The organism is Microbacterium sp. PI-SA-G (assembly GCF_057215335.1).
The window spans coordinates 2,927,891-2,948,913 of the sequence record NZ_CM170103.1 but is presented as its reverse complement, the minus strand read 5'-3'; the positions used below and the strand labels follow the sequence as shown (position 1 = coordinate 2,948,913).

Genomic DNA, 21,023 nt, shown 5'->3' with positions numbered 1-21,023 from the left:
TGCTTTGGATGCATGGCATAAGTCGCCCTGACGGCCTGCATCGGCATCCACCGGGGGAATGACACCGGTGCGTCGGATAGGCGGCGTCGATAGGATCGAGTCACCCGAACCGACGCCGAAGGATCACACCGTGGTGACCGACCATGCACTGCTGTCTCGACTCGACCTGAACCTGCTCGTCTCCCTCGACGCCCTGCTCACCGAGCGCAGCGTCACGCGGGCCGCCGAGCGGCTGCACCTGAGCCAGCCCGCGCTCAGCGCCTCGCTCTCGCGCCTGCGCACGCACTTCAACGACCCCATCCTCGCCCGCCGCGGCAACACGTACGAGCTGACCCCGTTCGCGCTGCGCCTCGCCGAACACACCACCACCGCGCTGGAGGCCGCGCGGCGGGTGTTCGAGAGCCAGGCGACCTGGACCCCCGCCGAGTCGACGCGCGAGTTCTCGATCTACGGCTCGGACTACGGCTTCGCCACCATCGGCGCGGTCGTCTCACGGCTCGCCGCCGAACGCGGGCTCGGGGTGCGCTTCCGCTTCATGCTGCACAACCCGACGGTCGTCGAAGACGCTCCCAACCGCCTGCGCTCCGCCGACGGCATGATCATCCCCCACGGCTTCCTCACCGACCTGTCGTACGCCGACCTCTGGCGCGACGAGTGGGTGGCGCTCGTGGCCGACGGCGAGCACGGCATCGAGGGCGACCTCACGATGGAGGATCTCGCCGACCGCCCCTACGTGATGACGTATCAGTCGCGCACGGCGTTCACCTCGGCCAGCCGGCAGATCCAGCAGCTGGGCGTCGAGCCACGCATCGACGCTGTGGTCGAGAGCTTCCTGGCACTGCCGCTGTACGTCGCCGGCACGCGCCGCATCGGCCTGATCCAGCGCGCGCTCGCCCCGCTCGCCGCACGCCTGGGCGGGGTGCGCATCGTGGAGCTGCCGTTCGAGCCCACGCCGCTCGTGCACGCGCTGTGGTGGCACCCCGTGCACGCCCGCGACCCCGAGCACGCCTGGATGGTGGAGCTGTTCGAGGAGGCCGGGCGCATCGTCGAGTCGGGCGCGCACGCCGACGACTGAGTCAGACGGGGGCTGCGACCGCGCGCATGCTCGCGCGGATCAGGTCGTGCTGACGGCGCACCAGAACGAGCGGGTCGACCTCGCCCAGCTCCGCGAACGCGTGACCTTCCCACTCGCTCGACCAGTAGCCGCGGTACCCGCCCTCGACGAACACCCGCACGAGGTCGGGGTAGTCGATCGCCGGCTCCTGGCCGTGCTCGTCGATGTCGTAGAACTTCGCGTGCACGTGGAAGATCTGCGGCATGACGTCGGCCCACTCCCGCGTCGGGACGTGCCCGTGCATGTTGAAGGCCAGGTGTGCGAAGGAGCCGAGGCGTCCCGGGTCGAAGTCGCGCCCGCGGAGGTAGCCGATGAACTCCTCCTGCCGTTCGCGCATCGTGGCATCCGTCCCCCAGATCTCCTGCAACCGGGCGATCGCCTCGTCGTCGAGCCCGGCACGCCGGACCGCGCGCAGCAGCGTCGGCGACATCGCGTGCATGGTCGAGGAGAAGTCGGCGACGAAGCCCAGCAACGGGCTGTCGAGTTCGGCGTAGGTCTCGCGGACCTTCATGATCGGCTCGGAGTTCGGCCCCATCGGGGCGTGGATCTCGTAGGCGAGCTTCAGCTCGAGGTCCTCAGCGATGGGCAGCAGGCGACGCAGCAGCTCGGGCTTCGCCGACTGGATGCGCACGAGCGGGAAACCGAGACGCTTCGCCCCGGCGGACATGAGCTGCGAGAACTCGAACTCCTCGTCCGGGGTCATGTCGCGGTCGCGGCGACGCCCCATGTCGAGGTTCGCACCGAACGAGCTGGCATCGAACCCGTGCCGGTCGAACGCCGCACGCCACCGGGTGACGAAGTCATCCGACACGACCGGATACGTCGGCACCATCTGCGAGGCGACGATCTCGATGCCGGGCCCGATGCCCAGCTCGGCGACGCGGTCGAGCAGACCGTCGAAGTCGTACCAGCCGGCGCGGAACTCGGCGCTGGCCGAGTACAGGGTGAGGCCGAGCTGGAACGGGTCCTCGGCGGTCGCGGGCGCAGGAGCCGTCACGTCGGTCACCAGCGCGGCGGGTGGGGCGTCGGCATCGGTCACCGTCAGCGTGTGCACGTCGCGCACCACGTTCGGCACGTACATGCCGGGGCCGCCGTCGTCGCCCGGAGCGATCTGCATATACGGGAGCCGCAGCTGGCCGAGCAGCGTCACCTCGTGCTGTTCGCCCAGCAGGACGGGCGTCTCGCGGCGCGCCACCAGCAGCGGGTGCTCCTGCAGGAACCAGAGGGTCTCGCTCTGCGCGCCGAGCTCGTCGAGCGCGTAGGAGCGGCCGTGCAGCTCGAACCGCAGATCGTCGGGAGCCACTTCTTCGCCGTCGACCGTGAGGGCGAGGCTCGTGACCGACGACAGCCAGAGGCTCCGGTACCAGGGAAGGGTGAGCCGCAGCGCGAGCCCGTCGGGGTGGGGGCGGAGGCTGTCGGCGTGGATGAGTCCGTTGGGCATGATGTCTCCTCAGAGAGCGTCGACGGTCTGGCGGATGAGGGAGTGCTGACGACGGACCTGCTCGACCGAGCGCCACGGGATGCGGTCGCCCTCGTACTCGCTCGAGAGGTAGCCGGTGTAGCCCGCGTCGCGGAGCGCCCGCAGCACGGGCTCCCACGGAATCTGCTGGTCGACCAGCGCGTCGTCGATGTCGTGGAACTTCGCCTGGATGAACACCACGTGCTCGATGATGTCGAACACGTCGGCGGGGTCGACCCCGATGCCATCGAGGAACGCCGGTCGCCGCCCGGGCAGCTCGCCCGGCTTGAGCGGGATGGGTCGGTCCTGGAAGATGCCGGTGTCGAGCAGCAGCCCGAAGTGCTTCGTGCCCGTGCGGCGGATCAGGTCGATGTAGTCGTCGACGACCTCGTGCTTGATCGGGGTCGGCGAGTGGATCTCGGGGCAGATGATCACGTCGAGCTCGGCGGCGAGCGCGAGGCTCTGCTCCACCGCCTCGGTCCAGATCGGGTGCGGCACGAGGTCGCTCGAGACGACGCCGATCTTGGGTCGCAGGAACCGGAAGCCCAGCCGCTGGGCCAGTCGCAGGTCGCGCTGCAGGATCGCCGCGCCCTCCTCGGCTGTCATCTCGCGAGCGTTGGGTCCGCTCGAGTGCAGCCGCGTGTCGATCCACGACCCCATGTTGGTCGGTTCGAGGCCGTACTTCTCCAGCAGGCGGAACCAGTCATCCACCCACTCCTGCGGCGGATCCGGGTAGTTGGGTACGTGCCCCTCGCCGAGGATCTCGACGCCGGTCGCGCCGAGGTCGGCGATCTGGTGCAGCGCGGTCTCGAGGTCGAGGCAGGTGCCGTAGTCACCCATGAAGCTGTAGAGCGAGACGCCGTAGCGGAAGGGCGCCCCGGACGCCTCGGGTGAGAGCGTGATCGCCCGTGTCACCTGATATCGGCTGGGCTGATGCTCCTGCGGAATGTACGACATGCGCAGACGCAGGTCGATCGAGAGTTCATGGATGCCGTCGGGCAGACCGCCCGCGAGCGGCACCGTGACGACGGCGGCCTCGTCGAGCTGCCAGCGCACGTTCTCGCTCGTCCACAGCTCGGCGAGCGTGCAGGTGGTCCCCTGCAGCGTCCAGGTCGGCACGTCGGCCGCGACATCGACGAGGCCGGGGATCGAGACGGCGATGCCGTCGATCAGCGAGGCGGCCATTCCCCGGTACGACGGCATGCGGACCCGGAACTGGAACCCGGTGATCTCGTCGCCGTCGTGCACGTTGCGGAATCCGACGGACTGGATCAGGTCTCTCTCGAGAAGCATCAGCGCTTCCTTCCCGGGCGCGCTCTTGCGCCGCACCTCGAGGCTACCGGGCTTTAGCCTGATTCATGCATAAGCGATGCGTATGCGGGCATAAGCGATGCTGACGTGCGTTGTCTAGCGCTCGAGCACGAGCGCGATGCCCTGCCCGACACCGATGCACAGCGCGACCACGGCCACCCCGCCACCGCGACGACGCAGCTCGTGCGCGGCGCGAGCGATGACCCGACCGCCCGAGGCGCCGAGCGGGTGGCCGATCGCGAGGGCCCCGCCGTGCGCGTTCAGGAGCTCGGGATCGAGGTCCGGCCATCCTGCGAGGCAGGCCAGGGTCTGCGCGGCGAACGCCTCGTTGAGCTCGACCAGATCCACGTCGGCCCAGGTGCGGCCCGCGCGCGCGAGTGCCCGGTTCGCGGCCTCGACCGGCGCGATCCCGAACACGTCGGGGTCGTTGCCGAAGACCCCGCGGCCCGCGATGCGCGCGAGCGGCTCGGTGTCGATCGCGCCTTCGGCGCCGAGCAGCACGGCCGAGGCGCCGTCGTTGATCGACGACGAGTTGCCAGCGGTGACCGTGCCGTCCGTCGCGAACAGAGCGCGCAGTCCACCGAGCTTCTCGAGCGTCGTGTCGTCGCGGATGCCCTCGTCACGTGACAGCGTGACGCCCGGCACGGCGACGATCTCGTCATCGAACACCCCGGCCGCCCACGCGTCGGCGGCACGGCGGTGGCTGCGGAGCGCGTACGCATCCTGCTCCTCGCGCGTGATCTCGAAGAGCGTGGCCAGCTTCTCGGCCGATTCGCCGTTCGAGATCGTCCACTCCGCGGGCAGCGCCGGGTTCGTCATCCGCCAGCCGATGGCCGTGTTCCACATCGTGCTGTTGCCGACGGCGGGCCAGGGCTTGGCCGACTTCTCGACGACGTACGGCGCTCGACTCATCGATTCGACACCGCCGGCGAGGATGACGTCGGCATCGCCGACCTCGATCGCCCGCGAGCCCTGGATGACCGCTTCGAGGCTCGATCCGCACAGGCGGTTGACCGTCGCGCCGGGAACGGAGGTGGGGAATCCGGCCAGGAGCGCGGCGAACCGGGCGACGTCGCGGTTGTCCTCCCCCGCCTGGTTGGCGTCGCCCAGCAGCACGTCGTCGATGCGCGCGGGGTCGATGCCGACGCGGTCCACGATCGCACGCAGCGTGATGGCTGCGAGGTCGTCGGGTCGCACGCCTGCGAGCGCACCACCGGCGCGGCCGAACGGGGTGCGGACGGCGTCGTAGATGAAGGATGCGGTCATGAGAGCTCCAGATCAGTCAGCGATCGCAGTGACGCGAGGGTGTTGTCGCCGAACGCGTCGCGAACACGGAATCGTCCGTCCGACACGTCGAAGATCGCGTGGTCGGTGTACACGCGGGTCACGCAGCCGACGCCCGTGAGCGGATACGAGCACGCGCCCACCAGCTTCGATGATCCGTCCTTCGCCAGCAGGTCGGTCATCACGAACACCTGCTTCGCGCCGATCGCGAGGTCCATCGCACCGCCGACGGCGGGGATCGCGCCCGGCGCCCCGGTCGACCAGTTGGCGAGGTCGCCGTTCTGGGCGACCTGGAAGGCTCCGAGGACGCAGATGTCGAGGTGACCGCCGCGCATCATCGCGAACGAGTCGGCGTGGTGGAAGTACGCCGCTCCCGGCAGAGCGGTCACCGGCTGCTTGCCGGCGTTGATGAGGTCGGGGTCGATGCGGTCGGATGCGGGCGAGGGGCCCATACCCAGCAGGCCGTTCTCGGTGTGCAGGATGATCTCGAGTCCCGCGGGGAGGAAGTCGGCGACCCGCGTGGGCGCTCCGATGCCGAGGTTGACCACGGCCCCCTCGGGGATGTCGGCGGCGACGCGGGCGGCGAGTTCGTCGCGGGTGATCCGGGTGCTCATCGTGTTCCCTCTGCATCCGCTCCGGCCAGCGGGCGTCCCTCGATGTCGACGCCGCCGATGAACCCGTCGGCGTCGAGCCACGCACGCCGCCCCACCGCGACGACGCGGTCGACGAAGAGCCCGGGCGTGACCACCGTCTCGGGATCGATCGCGCCGAGCGGCACGACCTCGTCGACCTGCACGATCGTGGTCGCGGCTGCGGAAGCCATCACCGGCCCGAAGTTTCGGGCGGTCTCGCGATAGACGAGATTTCCCCATCGGTCGGCCGAGCGCGCACTGATCAGGGCCACGTCGGCGGTGATCGGGTACTCGAGCACGTAGCGGCGACCGTTGATGGTCCGCTCCTCCTTGCCCTCGGCCAGCGGAGTCCCCACGCCCGTGGGCGAGAAGAAGGCGCCGATCCCGGCGCCCGCGGCACGGATGCGCTCGGCGAGATTGCCCTGCGGCACGATCTCGAGCTCGATCTCGCCGGCGCGATAGAGCCCGTCGAACACCCAGGAGTCGTGCTGGCGGGGGAACGAGCAGACGATGCGGCGCACACGGCGTTCGGCGAGCAATGCCGCCAGACCGGTGTCGCCGTTGCCCGCGTTGTTGGCGACGATCGTCAGCTCCCCCGCCCCCTGCGCGATGAGGGCGTCGATGAGCTCGACGGGCTGCCCCGCCCGACCGAATCCGCCGATCATGACCGTCGAGCCGTCGGCGATGCCCGCGACGGCAGCCGCGGCATCCGGCACCGTCTTGTCGATCATGACTCGCCCTCCTCTCGGAACACGTCACCGGCGATACGGAACGCGGTGTTCGCCGCGGGCACGCCGGAGTAGATCGCGGACTGCAGGATCACCTCACGGATCTCGTCGATCGTCAGGCCGTTGCGCCGCGCCGCGCGCAGGTGCATCGCCAACTCCTCGTGATGCCCGTGGGCGATCAGCGACGAGAGCACCGCGATCGAGCGGGATCGTCGGTCGAGTCCGGGGCGCGACCACACATCGCCCCAGGCGACGCGGGTGATGAAGTCCTGGAAGTCGGCCGTCAACTCGGTCGTCGCCTCCATGGCCCGGTCGACATGGGCGTCCGACAGCACCTCCCGGCGCACGGCGAAGCCCTGCGCGCGACGCTCGTCATCGGTGAGACCGGTCATCAGCGGTTCCTCTCGGTGAGGAAGTCATGCACAGCGGCGGCGACCGCGGCAGGAGCATCGACGGGGGCGAGGTGGGCGGCATCCGCGATCCGCGCCGTCCGCCCGGCGCGCACCCCGTCGGCGATCTCGCGGGCAGACGCCTCGGGCGTCACCGCATCGTGTTCGCCCCACACCGCGAGCACGGGTGCGGCGATCTCTCCCAGCCGCCCGCGCACGTCGAACGCGGCGAGCGCTTCGCAGCACCGGGCGTAGCTCTCGTCGTCGGTGTTCTGCAGCACGTGCAGCAGGCGTCCCGTCAGATGAGGATGCTCGGCGATCGACCCGGGGCGAACCACCGCTGCGCGGACCCGACGATCAGCGACGAGGTCGATTGCGCCCGCACCTGGGCCGCACGGGCATGCCAGTCGTCGGGACGGCCGATCGCGGCGCCGGAGCAGAGGATCGCGGCGCGCTCGACGAGACACGGATGCCGCAGCAGCAGCGCGAGTCCGACCGCCCCGCCGAGCGAGACCCCGGCGTACCGGATGCGGTCGGCACTGAGTTCCTCTGCGGCCGCGGCGACCGCGTCGGCCAAGTCGTCGACGGAGAACGGGTCGGATGCGGCCGCCGATGCGCCGTGGCCGGGCAGATCCCACGCGACCACCCGATGCGAGGCGGCGAGCGCCGGGATCACCGTCTCCCAGAGTATCGTCGAGGTGCCGAGCGAGGGCCCGAGCACGAGCACCGGCGCATCGGCTGGGCCCACAGGTTCGGTGAACGAGAGCGTGATCACCGGACGTCCTTCGACGATATCCGCGGCTCGTCGGCGTCGCCGGTGTAATTCGCCGGGTCGAGCAGCGCGCCGACGTCGAGGTCGGCCGCCTCGGGCAGCGCGCGGACGAGCGCGGCGAGGTCGGCCCCCGCCGATGCGGACGCCACGAGTTCATCGAGGCGCGTCCGTCCGATGAGCGGCGTGAGCACGATCGCGAGACGTTCGCTCACGAGCAGGCCGCCCGTGAGCGCGCGGTTGCGGGCACCGGCGTCCGCATCGACCTGCAGCCCCGCGGTGAGCGCGGCCGCCTGCGCTGATGCGCCGAGCGCCACCCGCAGCAGCTCGCGCAGGGTCGGCCATTCGGCGTGCCAGGGGCCGTCCGGCCGCTCGTCCGCCGCGAGCGCTGCGGCGAGGTGGAGCGTGGCTCCGAGGTGCGGCGCGCGCAACGCGGCCGAGCGGATCAGCGTCGCCGCGACCGGGTTCCGCTTCTGCGGCATTGCCGACGACCCTCCGCCCGCACCTTCCGCGACCTCAGCGATCTCGGTACGGCTGAGTGTCGCGACATCCGTGGCGAGCTTGCCGAGCGCGTCGAGCGTCTGCACGAGGGCATCGCCGAGTTCCGTCACCGGCCAGCGCACGACGTGCCAGGAGTCCGACGGCGCCGACAGCCCCGTGCGCCGAGCGAACGCCGCGACCAGCTCGCCGACGGCGGAAGCCGACCCGGTGATCTCGACGAACGAGGCCCGGGTGCCCGCCGCTCCGGCGAGCTGTGCCGGCAGCCGCAGCCCGTCGAGGCGCTCCCCGGCGCGCACGATGCCCGCCGTCCACGAGGCGACGCGCGCACCCACGGTCGTCGGCACCGCGTGCTGCGTGAGCGTGCGGGCAGCCACCACGTCGTCGCCGTGCTCGGCCGTCACACGCGCCAGGCCGACGAGCGTTTCGTCGAGCGAGACGCGGATCCGCGCGACGGCGCCCTGCGCGAGAGACATCAGGGCCGTGTCGACGATGTCCTGACTCGTCGCGCCCCGATGCACCCAGACTCGCAGGTCATCGGGCACGCGCTCCCGGAGGTGCGCGACCAGGGGGATCACGGGGTTCCCGCCCGGCACCGCCGCGGCCGCGAGCGCAGGCAGGTCGATGTCCGCCGCGTCGAACGCCGGCTCCATGCGGGTGAGGTCCGCCGACGACAGCATCCCGATGTCACCGTAGGCCGCGGCGAGTGCGTGCTCGGCGCGCACGAGCGCGTCGAGGGAGGCGGCGTCGTCGACGAGGTCATCGTGCCCCGCCGACACGGGCGACAGGAGTCCGGTGTCGAAGGCGGTCGTGCGGGGTGCGGGGGTCGCGCGCTCAATAGACAAGGAACACCGTCTCATCGTCGCCCTGCAGCCGGATGTCGTGCGTGAGATCGCCGCGGGGTGTGCGCGTGGCGATGAGGGTGGCACGCTCGGCGGGCGTCAGTGACGCGAGGAACGCATCGGCGGCGAGCGCTGTGGAATCGTCGGGCAGATAGATGCGGGTGTGCAGCTTGTCGGGCAGGCCGCGGGCGTAGACGATCGCGGCGAAGAACGGGGCACGTCCGGCGGCGGCGCCGGGGTCGCGCGTCCAGAACTCGTAGTGCCCCTCATCGTTCGTGAACGCCCGACCGAAGCCGGTGAAGGTGTGATCATCACGGCGGAACGAGCCGCGGGCGCGGGGCACCGAGCCGTCGGCATCCGCTCCGAAGATCTCGATGAAGGCGTCCGGGATCGGGTGTCCGGCACCGTCGCGCACGGTGCCGCCCAGCAGGACAGCGCCGGGCGAGTGCGGGAACGCGATCTCGTGCATCTTCGGATACTCGACGCCGTAGGCGAAGAACGGGCCGACCGTCTGCCCGGGTGTGGGCCGGTGCGTCTTGGCGGGTGCGGGCATGGTCAGTCCTCCTCCTGCTCGAACCAGGTGGCATCGGGTCCGTCGACCACGATGTCGAACCGGTACCCGGTGGCCCACTCGGGCGATGTCAGCTCGTGATCGTAGACGCCGACCAGTGCGTCGCGATCCTTCTGACGCCAGATCGTGTTGTAGATCGGGTCGAGCGCGAACAGCGGGTCGCCCGGGAAGTACATCTGCGTCACCAGGCGCTGCGTGAACGACGATCCGAACACCGAGAAGTGGATGTGCGCCGGGCGCCAGGCGTTGACGTGGTTCTTCCACGGGTACGGTCCGGGCTTGATCGTCGTGAAGAGGTACTCGCCGCGATCGTTCGTGATCGCCCGACCCGCCCCGGTGAAGTTCGGGTCCAGCGGAGCCGGATGCTGGTCACGCTGATGGATGTAGCGGCCAGCGGAGTTCGCCTGCCACAGCTCGATCAGCTGGTTCGGTATCGGCCGCCCCCACGAGTCGAGCAGTCGTCCGCGCACCGTCATGCGCTCGCCCAGCGGCTCGCCGGCGTGCTGGATCGTCAGGTCGGACTCGATGGCGGCGACGTCGCGCTGCCCGAACGCCGGGGAGAGCAGCTCGATCGTCTCGGGGTCGACCAGCTTCGGATTCTTGGTCGGATGCCGCAGAAGGCTCGAGCGGTACGGCGGAAAGTCGTGCACGGTCGCGGGCAGCGGCTCCCCCGCGGCCTCTCGGCGCGCGAGCGACGCGTGCAGATCGGTGATCTCGGCCGTGATGACGGACTGCGCGACCTGCACGGGCGGGGCGAGCAGCGTCTCGGGCGCCGCGGCGAGGGTTCCGGACGTGGCGGTCATGTGCGTCTCCTTCGACACGGAGCGGGCGTTCACAGCATTCTCACCTCGCCGATGCCGATACGGACGTCGATTCCCACTCAATGGGAATCCAGTCACCTCGTGTGGGAGGATCGCCGCATGGCCAACTCCTCCTCCGGCGACTCGGTCACCGAACGGCTGATCCGCGTGCTCGAGACGTTCACGCCCGCGCGCACGGTGCAGAGCGCCGCCGACATCGGTCGCCGTGCGGGCCTGCCCGCCTCGACGGCGCACCGCATCGTCGGGGAGCTGGTGGATGCCGGCATGCTCGAGCGCGACGACGACCGCCGCATCCGCATCGGCATGCGCCTGTGGGAACTGGCGACCAGGTCATCCCACGCCCTGCGACTGCGCCAGGCCGCGCTGCCGTTCATGGAGCGGGTGCAGGCCCGCGTGCGCGAGCACACGCAGCTCGCGATCCTCGAGCAGGACGAGGCGCTGTTCCTCGAGCGGCTGAGCAGCCCGGATTCCGGCTCGAACGTCACCCGGGTCGCGGGCCGACTCCCCCTGCACGCCTCGTCGTCGGGCCTCGTGCTGCTCGCCTACGCGGAGCGCGCCCTGCAGGAGCGCATCCTGGCAGGCCCGCTCGGGGCTGTCTCGGCCGAGACGATCACCGACCCCGCCGCCCTTCGCCGCAAGCTCGCCGAGGTGCGCGCGATCGGGCATGCGAGGGCACCCGGGTACATCGAGACGGTGTCGACCGGGGTGGCCGTGCCCGTGCACGACGAGACGGGCGATGTCGCCGCGGCGCTCTCGGTCGTGCTCCGCCGCGAGGATGCCGTCGAGCCGGCGCTGCGCGAACTGCTCGCCGCCGCCCGCGACATCGAGCGTGCACTCGGCGGGCGCCGCTGACGCCACCTCCCATTCAACGGGAGACATCGCCTGAGGAGAGAGGCCCCCGTCGACACTGACTGACGACACACGTCCGTCGAAGGAGACGCCATGACCCTCACCGTCCGCACCCGAGTCGCCATCGTCGGCGCAGGACCCGCCGGCCTGCTGCTGTCGCACCTGCTGGCCGACGCCGGGATCGACTCGATCGTCCTGGATCGTCGCAGCCGGGCCGAGATCGAATCGACGATCCGCGCCGGCATCCTCGAGCAGGAGACCGTGCGCGTACTGAGCGAGACGGGTGCCAGCGACCGCGTACTCACCACCGGGAACCGTCACGACGGCATCGAGCTGCGCTTCGAGGGCGAGGGCCACCGCATCGACTTCCCGTCACTCGTGGGCCGCAGCGTGTGGCTCTACCCGCAGCACGAGGTACTGAAGGACCTCGTCGCCGCGCGTCTCGCCGCCGGCCAGGACGTGCGGTTCGAGACCACGGTCACCGGGGTCGGCGATGTCGAGACCGACCGACCCTGGGTCACGGCCACCACGGCCGACGGAGCGGACCTGCGCATCGAGGCCGAGTTCGTGGTCGGCGCCGATGGCTCGCGCAGCGTCGTGCGCCCGGCGGTCACCGGGTCGAGCGGCGGATACTTCCGCGAGTACCCGTTCGCCTGGTTCGGCATCCTCTGCGAGGCGCCGCCCAGCTCCGACGAGCTGATCTACAGCAACTCCCCCGACGGCTTCGCCCTGATCAGTCAGCGCAGCCCCACGATCCAGCGGATGTACTTCCAGTGCGACCCGGACGCCGATCCGCAGGCCCTGTCGGAGGCGCAGATCTGGGATGCCCTGCAGGCACGAGTCCCCGGCACGACCCTGACCCCGGGCCCGATCGTGCAGCGCGATGTGCTGCGGTTCCGCAGCTTCGTCGCCCACGAGCTCCGCCGCGGACGCGCCGTGCTCGCCGGCGACGCGGCCCACACCGTGCCGCCCACGGGAGCCAAGGGCATGAACCTCGCCGTGGCCGACGTGGTGCTGCTCGACCGGGCGCTGCGCGCGCTGCTGCTCGAGAACGACGCGCGCCTGATCGACACCTTCGCCGAGACCGCGCTGCGCCGCATCTGGAAGGCGCAGCACTTCTCGTGGTGGATGACGAGCATGCTGCACACCGCGACCGACGCGAGCGACTTCGACCGCCGCCGCCAGGTCGGCGAGCTCCGCTCAGTGGTCGAGTCCGAGGCCGGGCGCACGTTCCTCGCCGAGGCGTACACGGGCTGGCCGCACGACGCGTGAGCCCGCTCCGGCGCTCAGGGCGCTCCGCGTGCTCAGGGACGGACGAGACCGAGCTCGTACGCCCGGATCACCGCCTGCACGCGGTTGCGCAGCTCGAGCTTCTGCAGCACCTTGCCCACGTGCGCCTTGACGGTCGACTCGCTGACGTGGAGCGCGGCGGCGATCTCGCCGTTCGTCTCCCCCCGCCCGATGAGCACGAAGATCTCACGTTCGCGCGGCGAGAGCTCGGCCAGCGCGGCTGCGGCATCGCCCCGGTGACGCATGCCGAGGTGGGGGGCCGCGATCTCGATGAGCTTGGCGGTGAGCCGCGGCGACACGACGGCATCGCCCGAGGCGACCGCGTGGATCGCGGCGACCAGGTCGTCGGGGCGGGTGTCCTTGAGCAGGAACCCGGCGGCTCCGGCATCGAGCGCCCCGAACGCCGCGTCGTCGAGGTCGTAGGTCGTGAGCACCAGCACGCGGGCCTCGGGCACCAGCGTCGTGATGCGTCGAGTCGCGTCGATGCCGCTCATGCCCGGCATCCGCACGTCCATGAGCACGACGTCGGGCCGCAGCCGCTCGGCGGCCCCGATCGCCTGCAGACCGTCGCCGGCCTCACCCACGACGGTCAGCCCCACCGAAGCCTCGAGCACCAGGCGCAGTCCGTAGCGGACGAGCTCCTGGTCGTCGACGAGGAGCACGCGAACGGTGTCCGTGGTCATCGGGTGCTCTCCCCTCGCAGATGTGCGGCGACCTGCCACCCGCCCTCGGCGTGCGGGCCGGCCTCGACCGATCCGTCGAAGAGGGCCACCCGCTCCCTCATTCCGAGGATGCCACGGCCGGTCTGCCCGCCCCCGCTCGCCACCCCGCTCGCCACCCCGCCGCGGTCGCGCACCGTGATGCGCACATCGGTCGCAGTCCATGACACGGCGACCGTCACCTCCTCGACGCCGCGCGCATGGCGGAGCACGTTGGTCAGCGACTCCTGCGCGAGGCGGTACACCGTGAGGCCGATCGCCGGGTCAGCGGAGGGGATGCCGCTCGCGGTGAGCCGCACCGGAAGGCCGGCGTCGCGGAACTCCTGCACGAGCGCGGGCAGCTGTGTCGCGTCGGGCTGGGGCGCGTGCGCCCGGTCGCCCGCTGCGAGGTCGCCGCGGACCGACCCGAGCAGGCGGCGCACCTCACCCAGCGTGCGACGCCCGGTCTCGGCGACGCGGGCGATCGCGGCCTTCGACTCCTCGGGGCGCTCGTCGGCCACGGCGTGGGCGCCGTCGGCGATCGCGATCATGACCGACAGGCTGTGGGCGATCACGTCGTGCATCTCGCGCGCGATGCGCTCGCGCTCACGGGCGCCGGCGATCTCGGCCTGCTGATCGCGTTCGCGGGCGAGCTGCGCGGCCCGCTCCTGCAACGCCGCAACCGACCGCCGACGCTGCCCCGCCGCGGTCGCGAGCTGCGCGGTGACGAGCACGAACACCACCACCACCGCCGATGCGAGCGCCCAGTCGAGCGTCAGGTCGCGCGGGGTCACCGGCGGCGATCCCCAGAGCGACGGCCCCCGCGACAGACGCATCGTGAAGATCCACGCCCCGAGCACGCCGAACGCCACCGTGACCACGGCCGACACCCAGGCGGTCATCGGCGAGCGCCGCACCCCGATCCCCGACAGCACGATCAGCACGAGCAGGCATTCCGCTCCGGTGCCGACGGCCAGCGAGAGCAGGGCGACGGCGATGGCGGCGCCCAGAGCGACGAGCGGGAGTCGGGCGCGCACTGCGAGGACCGCCACCCCGGCGACGCCGAGCACGAGCGGGATCCACCCGGGCGTGCCGAAGCGCGGCTCGAGCGAGATCAGCCCGAGGCAGAGGGCCACGAGGCCGTAGCCCGCGAACGCGAATGCGTCGGCGAGCCACGGCCTGCGCAGAGGCAGCGGGCGGGGTGCGGTCACGCATCCCTCCGACGGAGCGCCAGAGCACCGGCGGCCAGCGCGACGACCGCCCAGAGGATCGCCGTCACCCACCCGCCCGCAGGACTGAGGTACTGCTGCGCGGCATTCGCGAACCCCAGCGCCGGTTCGCCGAGCCGCACCATCGAGTCGCCGGCGTGCGAGAGCAGGTACAGGCGGATCGTGCGGACGACCTCCGACGTCGGGAGCACCGACGTGAGCACGGGCGCGAGGAGCGTCGTGCAGATGACCACGATCGACCCTCCCGCCGCGGAGCGGAGCAGGGTCCCGATACCCAGCCCGAACACGGAGCACGTTCCAACATAGACGGCGCCTCCGACCAGGGCGAACAGGAAGCCGGGGGCGATGAGCTCGGTCTGGATGCCGAGCTGCTGGAAGAACGGATACGTCAGCGCCCACGACCCGACCAGCGCGACGAGCGCCGTTCCGGCCGTCAGCGGGAACAGCACCAGTGCCTTGGCGGCGAGCACCGGCATCCGTCGCGGGACGGCCGCGAGCGTCGGCTGGATCGTGCCCGACGAGTACTCCGCGGTGATCGCCAGCACACCGAGCACCCCGGCGATGATCTGGCCGAAGAGCACGGTGCCGATCGTGACGGCGTCGAGCGAGTACCGCGTCGACGGAGCGTCGGGGATGCCGCCCTGCTCCGCGGTGATCGCGAACAGCACGCTCACCCCGATGCCGAAGACGAGGAGCGCTGCGAGAAGGAATCCGGTCGAGCGCAGGCTCGTGAGCTTGATGATCTCGGATCGCACGATGTGCGCGAAGCGCAGGCGGTCGGGGCTCTGCACGAAGGTGGTCCGCTGGGTCAGGGGCGCGCTCATCGGTCTGCTCCGATCGTTCCGGCGTTCGTCGCTCGGTATTCGACCTCGTGCGAGGTCAGGGCCAGGTAGGCGTCTTCGAGACTGCCGGTGAGGGCGACGACCTCGTGCAGCACGACGCCGGCACCGGATGCGGCGATCGCGATCTGCTCCGCGCTCCGGCCCGCGACCTCCACCGCGCCGTCGGGCAGGGTGGTGATCACCACGTCCGGTGCCGCGAGCGCCTGCGAGAGCAGCGCCACGTCGTGCGTGCGCACGCGGACCACCGAGCGCGTCGCGCCGGCGATCACCTCGGCCAGCGGTCCGTCGGCGAGGATCCGCCCGCGACCGATCACGATCAGGTGGTCGGCCGTCTGCGCCATCTCGCTCATCAGGTGCGACGAGAGCAGCACGGTCCGCCCCTCGGCGGCGAGCCGGCGCATGAGCGTGCGCACCCACAGCACGCCCTCGGGGTCGAGCCCGTTCACCGGCTCGTCGAGGATGACGGTCGCCGGGTCGCCGATCAGCGCCGCGGCGATGCCCAGCCGCTGCCCCATCCCGAGCGAGAAGCCGCCGACGCGCTTGTGCGCGACGGAGTCGAGTCCGGCCATGCCGATCACCTCGCGCACCCGCTGCGGACCGATGCCGTGCGTGGCCCCGAGCGACAGCAGGTGCTTGTATGCCGTCCGACCCCGATGAGCCGCCTTCGCATCGAGCAGTGTGCCGACCTCGCGCAGCGGTGCCGCGTGCTCCGCATACGGGTGTCCGTTGACCGTGACCGCGCCGCCGCTCGGGCGATCGAGCCCGACGATCATGCGCATCGTCGTCGACTTCCCGGCGCCGTTGGGCCCGAGGAATCCGGTCACCCTGCCCGGCTCCACCGCGAAGTCGATGCCATCGACGGCCACCTTCTCCTTGTAGCGCTTGGTGAGCGCTTCTGCTCTGATCATGTCCAGCCTCTCTGTCTCTGCCGAGACGTTATGGCGGGAGGCGAGGGCGGCACATCGGACGCACGTCCACACCTCCGGGCGCGACCGGTACCCAGGTACTGACTCCGAAGAGAACCGGTTTTTGATCGGGGCCTTCGACGGTGGCGTGAACCTTTCCTGGGAAAAAGCTGAGAGGCACCCTGTCATTTTCCTGAGAACTGTTAGCGTGACCGATATATCCATATATCGATACGGGGGATAAACGAAGTGAGAAATACACAGCGTCGGTGGCTCAGTGCTGCCGTGGCGACCATCGGCGCAGGCGCGCTGACCTTCGGTGGAGCGGTTCTTCCCGCTGCCGCTGAGGAATCGCCGAACGGGCCGGTCGCGATCAACGCGGCGGCCAACAAGTACGAGGCCGCTGAGGCTTACACGAACAGCTCGGCCGACGAGCTCAAGCAGCTCGAGGCCGCGGGTGCCATCAAGGTCACCGAGCGGGGCTTCGTCCTCCACATCGATGACGCGAAGTCCGGCGTGACCGCCGAGACCTTCAGCCTCCGCGCCGCGCCCTCCGGAGCGGCGATCCCCGGCACGCCGACCGACGGCTCCAAGCCCGAGGCCCCCGTCACGGTGTACCTCGACTTCGACGGCGAGGTTCTCACGAACACCGCCTGGAACGAGGACGCAGGCTCCGCCTCGCTCAACTTCGTCGGCGCTGCAGCGGCCGACGCGGCATTCCGCGCCCAGGTGTGGGCCGCCGTCGCCGAGGACTTCGCGCCGTTCAACGTCAACGTCACGACCACGCGTCCGAGCGACGACGACCTGTACAAGACGGCCGTCGATGACACTCGCTACGCCTCGCACGTGATCATCACCGACTCCTACGACGAGGTGCTTCCGTCTGCGAACAACACTTCCGGGCTCGCCTTCGGCGGCGGCACCGGATCGGACTACCTGACCGGTGCGTTCGTCTTCACCCAGGGCGTCGGAGGCGGAAACTCCGCTGACGCCTCGGCCAAGAGCGTCGCCGACACGGCATCGCACGAGGCCGCCCACAACTTCGGCCTCGAGCACGACGGCATCGCGAACTCGCCGACCGGCGAGTACTACTACCCGCGTGGCGGCGTCTGGGGCCCGATCATGGGCGCCACCTACGACGTGCCGCTGAGCCAGTGGTCGAACGGCAGCTACGCCGGCGCGACCAACACCGAGGATGACCTCGCCGTCATCACGGATCGCTCGGCTGCCGCCTACGACCTGCTGAGCGTGACCACCGCCGACGGCACTCCCTACTCCGGAAACGTCTGCCCGGTTCCCCCGGCAGTCGCCAGCGACCCGAAGCCGGGCGACGTCTTCCTGATCCCGGTCGACGGCAACTGCAACGGAGCCACGGAACAGCTCGTCCTGACGTTCACGTTCGTGGACCGCGCTGACGCCGCCGCTGACACGGTGGGCAACACGCCGGAGACGGCCGCGACGCTCGACAACGCGACGGGCTCCTTCACCGGCGCCGGCGTCATCATCAACGCTGCCGATGTCGACGTCTTCCGCGTCTCGACCAACGGTGGCCCGCTCACCGCGACGGTCGCCGTGGCGAACGTCGGACCGAACCTCGACGCCAAGCTGACCCTCACGGACTCCGCTGGTGTCGTCGTCACCGAGAACGACCCGGCCGCCACTGCGACCTCCACCGACGTCGCCGCAGGCCTGAACGCCTCCGTGACCGCGACGGTCGAAAAGGGCGTCTACTACCTGACGGTCGACGGCGTGGGTTCGGGCGATCCGACCACCGCCACCCCGGTCAACGCCAACGGATACACCGACTACGGCAGCCTCGGCAACTACACCCTGACGGGCGCAGCAGTGCCCGGCATCGCCGAGCAGCCCATCGTCATCGTGACGCCGGCTGACGGCGCTGCGGTCGAAGGCGGCTCCGATGTCGACGTGACCGGTACGGCCACCCCCGAGGCGACCGTCTCGCTGACCGTCGACGGCACTGTCATCGACACCGCAGTGGTCGCCGCCAGCGGCGCCTGGACCGGCACCGTCACGGCGAAGGACTACGGCAACACCGTGATCGTCGCCTCGCAGGCTGTCGACGGCGCCCCGGTTCCGGAGACCGACACGGTCACCGTGACCGCTCCGGTCTCGGCACCCGCCATCACCAAGCCGGTTGAGGACTCGACCACCGAGGACACCACGCCCACCATCGCAGGCTCGGGCATCCCGGGCGCGACGGTGAACGTGACCGTCACGCTCGCAGACGGCACCACGTGGACCGGCTCCGCGACGGTCACCGTCGGCGGCACCTGGGAGCTCATCCCGGGCGACGCGCTCCCCAACGGCGCGCACTCGGTTTCGGCGAGCCAGACCATCAACGGCGCCACCTCCGGCGCATCCGGTGCGATCTCCTTCACGGTGAACGCACCCACGACCGGCGGCGGTGGCGGAGACGGCACCGGCACCGGCACCGGAACGGGTGACGGCGACGGCGACAACCTCGCCAACACCGGTGGCGACTCGTCCGCGATGCTGATCACGGCCCTCGTGGCTTCGATCCTCGTGCTCGGCGGCGGCGCGGCAGCGTTCGGCCTTCGCCAGCAGCGTCGGAAGCAGCTCATCGAGAGCTGAATCCGTGAGACGGACATGAGAATGTTCTGATGAGATGGGGCGGGGATCACGCGAGTGATTCCCGCCCCATCCGCATATCCGGCTGAGGAGGACGCATGACCGAGAACACCACCGAGCAGCCGCAGCAGCCACGCTGGGGCCGCATCCTGATCCTGACCGCGGCCGCCGCCGCTGTCGTCGCCGTGCTCATCGTGGCGCTGCTCCAGTTCAACCGCAGCACGGGAGGCGATGCCGTCTCGACCCCGTCGCCGTCTGCCACATCAACGACGGCGACCTCCACTCCCCCGCCCCCGGGCACCCCCACCGACACCCCTGCCACGGAAGGCGACGACGTGCCCGGCATCAGCACCCCCACCGGCCCCCTGCTCCCCGAGCCGATGAACGGTCAGAAAGCCATCGACGCGCTCGGCGAGAACATCGCGATCGCCGCGAAGCGCAGCGGCAAGACCGTCGAGGAACTCACCGATCTGCTGCTGCGTGACAGCACTGCGCACATCTCGACCACCGGGTATCTCGTGTACATCGACGATCTGGGCGGCGGCAACGGAACCCGCCCCTGACCGCTTCGGTCGCCGGGTGGCAGAAGCACCAGGTCGCGCTGTACCTCCTGGCCATCGCGGCCGGGGGTGCGGTCGGCCTGACTCTGCCGCAGGCCGCGCCCGCGTTCGAGCACGCGATCGAGCCCGTGCTCGCGCTGCTGCTCTTCGCGACCTTCCTCGCCGTGCCGCTGATCGAGGTCGGCCGCGCGTTCCTCGACGTCCGCTTCCTCGCCACCGTGCTGGTGGCGAACTTCGTCGTGGTGCCGGTGATCGCCGGGGCGCTGTCGCGGTTCGTCGCCGATGACCGCGGCCTGCTGCTCGGCGTGCTGCTCGTTCTGCTGACGCCCTGCATCGACTACGTGATCGTCTTCACGGGCCTCGCCGGTGGCGCGCGAGCCCGGCTGCTCGCCGCGGCACCGCTGCTGATGCTCGTGCAGATCGTGCTGCTTCCGCTGTATCTGCTCCTCTTCGCGGGCGCGGAGGCGGTCGCAGTCGTCGACGTCGCACCGTTCGTGCGCGCGCTGGTGCTGCTCATCGTCGTGCCGCTCGCCGCCGCGGCACTGGTGCAGGCGATCGCGCGTCGGCATCGTGCGGGCCGCGCGATCGAGGGGGTCATGGCGGGCGCGATGGTGCCGCTGATGTGCCTCACGCTGGCGGTCGTCGTCGCCTCGCAGATCGCCGCCGTGGGGTCGGAGCTGTCGTCGCTGGTGCGGGTGATCCCGCTCTACGTCGCGTTCGTGATCATCGCGGTGTTCATCGGCCTGCTCGCCGCGCGAGTCGCGCGGCTCGACATCGCCGCGACCCGCGCCGTGATGTTCTCGGCGACCACGCGCAACTCCCTCGTCGTGCTGCCGCTCGCGCTCGCCCTGCCCGCAGAGCTCGGCATCGCACCCCTGGCGGTGGTCACGCAGACGCTCGTCGAACTCGTCGCGATGGTCGTGCTGGTGCGGGTCGTTCCGCGCCTCACTCCGCGTGACCGAAGTACAGCTCTCCCACCGGCACCGCGGTCGTGAGCACATTGCCCGCGGGAGCGAGCGGGCACGCCCACGCCGGGTCGTACGCGCACGAGGGGTTGTAGGCGAAGTTGAAGTCGAGCACGATCGTGCCGCCCGCGGCATCCGACCCGAGATCCGCGCCCTTGATCGTATCGATCAGGTAGCGCCCTCCCCCGTAGGTGCCGCCCGGGCGGCCCGCGAGCCCGTCGCGCACGGGGATGAACAGGCCGCCGCCGTACGACCGCAGCCGCCAGACGTCGAGCGAGCCGGTGTCGGGGACCTCGACCGTGCCGATCCGCTCGAACGGCACGACGCCGTCGGTCCCGGTCGCGAACTCGAACTCCGCCGGCTCGGCCTCGAGGATCGGCAGCTCGAACCGCCAGGCCGCGTCGTACGGAGCGACGGGCAGCCCCTCGAACATCAGCCGATCGCCCGGCGGCATCGGCGTCGCCGCATGCCGCATCATCAGGTCGTCGCGTTCGATGCGCCAGAGTTCGTGCGCGTCCTCGGGCGACTCCTCCTGACGCACGGCGTCGTACAGGGCGAAGACGCGGCGTCGCCAGTCGACGACCTCGACGGCGGTGCGGGCGTTCGTGTTCGTCATGCCGCCAGAGTACGCGGGTGCGGTGCAGGTGCGGTGCGGGT

General features: G+C 70.7%; 22 protein-coding genes. 6 read left to right on the top strand and 16 right to left on the bottom strand.

Going from position 1 to position 21,023, the window contains the following annotated elements; all coding sequences use genetic code 11:
- Positions 1-130 precede the first annotated feature (130 nt).
- Entirely contained in the window at positions 131-1,075 is a 945-nt protein-coding gene (locus AC2D10_RS14485) for a LysR family transcriptional regulator (protein WP_484708680.1), read from the top strand.
- 1 nt (position 1,076) lies between these two features.
- Here AC2D10_RS14485 and AC2D10_RS14480 read toward each other — a convergent pair whose 3' ends face one another.
- The 11 genes from AC2D10_RS14480 to pcaH all read right to left on the bottom strand — a co-directional run bounded on the left by AC2D10_RS14480 (position 1,077) and on the right by pcaH (position 10,400).
- Positions 1,077-2,555, bottom strand: coding sequence for a C-glycoside deglycosidase beta subunit domain-containing protein (locus AC2D10_RS14480; RefSeq protein ID WP_484708678.1), 1,479 nt, complete (start codon positions 2,553-2,555; stop codon positions 1,077-1,079).
- A 9-nt stretch (positions 2,556-2,564) separates the two neighbouring features.
- Entirely contained in the window at positions 2,565-3,866 is a 1,302-nt protein-coding gene (locus AC2D10_RS14475) for a C-glycoside deglycosidase beta subunit domain-containing protein (protein ID WP_484708677.1), read from the bottom strand.
- Between the two features lie 114 nt (positions 3,867-3,980).
- Positions 3,981-5,150: a thiolase family protein gene (locus AC2D10_RS14470; RefSeq protein ID WP_484708676.1), complete on the bottom strand. Its 1,170-nt coding sequence runs from the start codon at positions 5,148-5,150 to the stop codon at positions 3,981-3,983.
- Positions 5,147-5,782: a 3-oxoacid CoA-transferase subunit B gene (locus AC2D10_RS14465; RefSeq protein ID WP_484708674.1), complete on the bottom strand. Its 636-nt coding sequence runs from the start codon at positions 5,780-5,782 to the stop codon at positions 5,147-5,149. The genes AC2D10_RS14470 and AC2D10_RS14465 overlap by 4 nt, the downstream gene beginning before the upstream one ends.
- Complete coding sequence (locus AC2D10_RS14460; RefSeq protein ID WP_484708673.1) at positions 5,779-6,531, bottom strand: 3-oxoacid CoA-transferase subunit A; 753 nt, start codon at positions 6,529-6,531, stop codon at positions 5,779-5,781. The genes AC2D10_RS14465 and AC2D10_RS14460 overlap by 4 nt, the downstream gene beginning before the upstream one ends.
- Complete coding sequence (gene pcaC, locus AC2D10_RS14455) at positions 6,528-6,920, bottom strand: 4-carboxymuconolactone decarboxylase (protein WP_484708670.1); 393 nt, start codon at positions 6,918-6,920, stop codon at positions 6,528-6,530. The genes AC2D10_RS14460 and pcaC overlap by 4 nt, the downstream gene beginning before the upstream one ends.
- A complete protein-coding gene (locus AC2D10_RS14450) occupies positions 6,920-7,198 on the bottom strand; it encodes an alpha/beta fold hydrolase (protein WP_484708669.1) in 279 nt (92 codons plus the stop codon). The genes pcaC and AC2D10_RS14450 overlap by 1 nt, the downstream gene beginning before the upstream one ends.
- Positions 7,199-7,215: 17 nt before the next feature.
- Positions 7,216-7,692, bottom strand: coding sequence for an alpha/beta fold hydrolase (locus AC2D10_RS14445; RefSeq protein WP_484708668.1), 477 nt, complete (start codon positions 7,690-7,692; stop codon positions 7,216-7,218).
- Positions 7,689-9,029 carry a lyase family protein gene (locus AC2D10_RS14440; RefSeq protein ID WP_484708667.1) on the bottom strand — a complete coding sequence of 447 codons (1,341 nt, stop codon included), beginning with the start codon at positions 9,027-9,029 and terminating at the stop codon, positions 7,689-7,691. Before AC2D10_RS14440 ends, AC2D10_RS14445 begins: the two co-directional genes overlap by 4 nt.
- Positions 9,019-9,579 (bottom strand): protocatechuate 3,4-dioxygenase subunit alpha, encoded by a 561-nt coding sequence (pcaG, locus tag AC2D10_RS14435; protein ID WP_484708665.1) that lies wholly within the window; start codon positions 9,577-9,579, stop codon positions 9,019-9,021. Before pcaG ends, AC2D10_RS14440 begins: the two co-directional genes overlap by 11 nt.
- 2 nt (positions 9,580-9,581) lie before the next feature.
- Positions 9,582-10,400, bottom strand: coding sequence for a protocatechuate 3,4-dioxygenase subunit beta (pcaH, locus tag AC2D10_RS14430; protein WP_484708664.1), 819 nt, complete (start codon positions 10,398-10,400; stop codon positions 9,582-9,584).
- A 117-nt stretch (positions 10,401-10,517) separates the two neighbouring features.
- Here pcaH and AC2D10_RS14425 point away from each other — a divergent pair, with 117 nt between their 5' ends.
- Entirely contained in the window at positions 10,518-11,270 is a 753-nt protein-coding gene (locus AC2D10_RS14425) for an IclR family transcriptional regulator (RefSeq protein ID WP_484708663.1), read from the top strand.
- A gap of 90 nt (positions 11,271-11,360) precedes the next feature.
- A complete protein-coding gene (locus AC2D10_RS14420; protein ID WP_484708661.1) occupies positions 11,361-12,539 on the top strand; it encodes a 4-hydroxybenzoate 3-monooxygenase in 1,179 nt (392 codons plus the stop codon).
- 32 nt (positions 12,540-12,571) lie between these two features.
- Here the strand turns inward: AC2D10_RS14420 and AC2D10_RS14415 are convergent, their stop codons facing one another.
- The 4 genes from AC2D10_RS14415 to AC2D10_RS14400 are packed head-to-tail and all read right to left on the bottom strand — an operon-like array spanning position 12,572 to position 16,234.
- A complete protein-coding gene (locus AC2D10_RS14415) occupies positions 12,572-13,240 on the bottom strand; it encodes a response regulator (protein WP_484708659.1) in 669 nt (222 codons plus the stop codon).
- The gene (locus AC2D10_RS14410) at positions 13,237-14,466 is read right to left on the bottom strand and encodes a sensor histidine kinase (protein ID WP_484708658.1); all 1,230 of its coding nucleotides are present in this window, start codon (positions 14,464-14,466) and stop codon (positions 13,237-13,239) included. Before AC2D10_RS14410 ends, AC2D10_RS14415 begins: the two co-directional genes overlap by 4 nt.
- Complete coding sequence (locus tag AC2D10_RS14405) at positions 14,463-15,308, bottom strand: ABC transporter permease (protein ID WP_484708655.1); 846 nt, start codon at positions 15,306-15,308, stop codon at positions 14,463-14,465. The genes AC2D10_RS14410 and AC2D10_RS14405 overlap by 4 nt, the downstream gene beginning before the upstream one ends.
- Positions 15,305-16,234 (bottom strand): ABC transporter ATP-binding protein, encoded by a 930-nt coding sequence (locus AC2D10_RS14400; protein ID WP_484708653.1) that lies wholly within the window; start codon positions 16,232-16,234, stop codon positions 15,305-15,307. The genes AC2D10_RS14405 and AC2D10_RS14400 overlap by 4 nt, the downstream gene beginning before the upstream one ends.
- 246 nt (positions 16,235-16,480) lie before the next feature.
- Here AC2D10_RS14400 and AC2D10_RS14395 point away from each other — a divergent pair, with 246 nt between their 5' ends.
- From AC2D10_RS14395 to AC2D10_RS14385, 3 genes are all read left to right on the top strand, one after another.
- A complete protein-coding gene (locus tag AC2D10_RS14395) occupies positions 16,481-18,844 on the top strand; it encodes an Ig-like domain-containing protein (protein WP_484708652.1) in 2,364 nt (787 codons plus the stop codon).
- A gap of 95 nt (positions 18,845-18,939) precedes the next feature.
- Positions 18,940-19,404, top strand: a complete 465-nt coding sequence (locus tag AC2D10_RS14390; protein WP_484708650.1) for a hypothetical protein — start codon at positions 18,940-18,942, stop codon at positions 19,402-19,404.
- Positions 19,401-20,396 (top strand): bile acid:sodium symporter, encoded by a 996-nt coding sequence (locus AC2D10_RS14385; protein ID WP_484711855.1) that lies wholly within the window; start codon positions 19,401-19,403, stop codon positions 20,394-20,396. Before AC2D10_RS14390 ends, AC2D10_RS14385 begins: the two co-directional genes overlap by 4 nt.
- Here AC2D10_RS14385 and AC2D10_RS14380 read toward each other — a convergent pair.
- Positions 20,347-20,982, bottom strand: coding sequence for a DUF1684 domain-containing protein (locus AC2D10_RS14380; protein ID WP_484708648.1), 636 nt, complete (start codon positions 20,980-20,982; stop codon positions 20,347-20,349). The two genes, AC2D10_RS14385 and AC2D10_RS14380, sit on opposite strands and share 50 nt — an antisense overlap.
- Positions 20,983-21,023: the final 41 nt, after the last annotated feature.

Bases quoted from the DNA above. Each gene is read 5' to 3' on its own strand.
- pcaG (WP_484708665.1), bottom strand. From the start codon at position 9,579: ATGCCCGCACCCGCCAAGACGCACCGGCCCACACCCGGGCAGACGGTC.
- AC2D10_RS14405 (WP_484708655.1), bottom strand. From the start codon at position 15,308: ATGAGCGCGCCCCTGACCCAGCGGACCACCTTCGTGCAGAGCCCCGAC.
- AC2D10_RS14475 (WP_484708677.1), bottom strand. From the start codon at position 3,866: ATGCTTCTCGAGAGAGACCTGATCCAGTCCGTCGGATTCCGCAACGTG.
- AC2D10_RS14425 (WP_484708663.1), top strand. From the start codon at position 10,518: ATGGCCAACTCCTCCTCCGGCGACTCGGTCACCGAACGGCTGATCCGC.
- AC2D10_RS14480 (WP_484708678.1), bottom strand. From the start codon at position 2,555: ATGCCCAACGGACTCATCCACGCCGACAGCCTCCGCCCCCACCCCGAC.
- AC2D10_RS14415 (WP_484708659.1), bottom strand. From the start codon at position 13,240: ATGACCACGGACACCGTTCGCGTGCTCCTCGTCGACGACCAGGAGCTC.
- AC2D10_RS14460 (WP_484708673.1), bottom strand. From the start codon at position 6,531: ATGATCGACAAGACGGTGCCGGATGCCGCGGCTGCCGTCGCGGGCATC.
- AC2D10_RS14380 (WP_484708648.1), bottom strand. From the start codon at position 20,982: ATGACGAACACGAACGCCCGCACCGCCGTCGAGGTCGTCGACTGGCGA.
- pcaH (WP_484708664.1), bottom strand. From the start codon at position 10,400: ATGACCGCCACGTCCGGAACCCTCGCCGCGGCGCCCGAGACGCTGCTC.
- AC2D10_RS14400 (WP_484708653.1), bottom strand. From the start codon at position 16,234: ATGATCAGAGCAGAAGCGCTCACCAAGCGCTACAAGGAGAAGGTGGCC.
- AC2D10_RS14390 (WP_484708650.1), top strand. From the start codon at position 18,940: ATGACCGAGAACACCACCGAGCAGCCGCAGCAGCCACGCTGGGGCCGC.
- AC2D10_RS14470 (WP_484708676.1), bottom strand. From the start codon at position 5,150: ATGACCGCATCCTTCATCTACGACGCCGTCCGCACCCCGTTCGGCCGC.
- AC2D10_RS14420 (WP_484708661.1), top strand. From the start codon at position 11,361: ATGACCCTCACCGTCCGCACCCGAGTCGCCATCGTCGGCGCAGGACCC.
- AC2D10_RS14465 (WP_484708674.1), bottom strand. From the start codon at position 5,782: ATGAGCACCCGGATCACCCGCGACGAACTCGCCGCCCGCGTCGCCGCC.
- pcaC (WP_484708670.1), bottom strand. From the start codon at position 6,920: ATGACCGGTCTCACCGATGACGAGCGTCGCGCGCAGGGCTTCGCCGTG.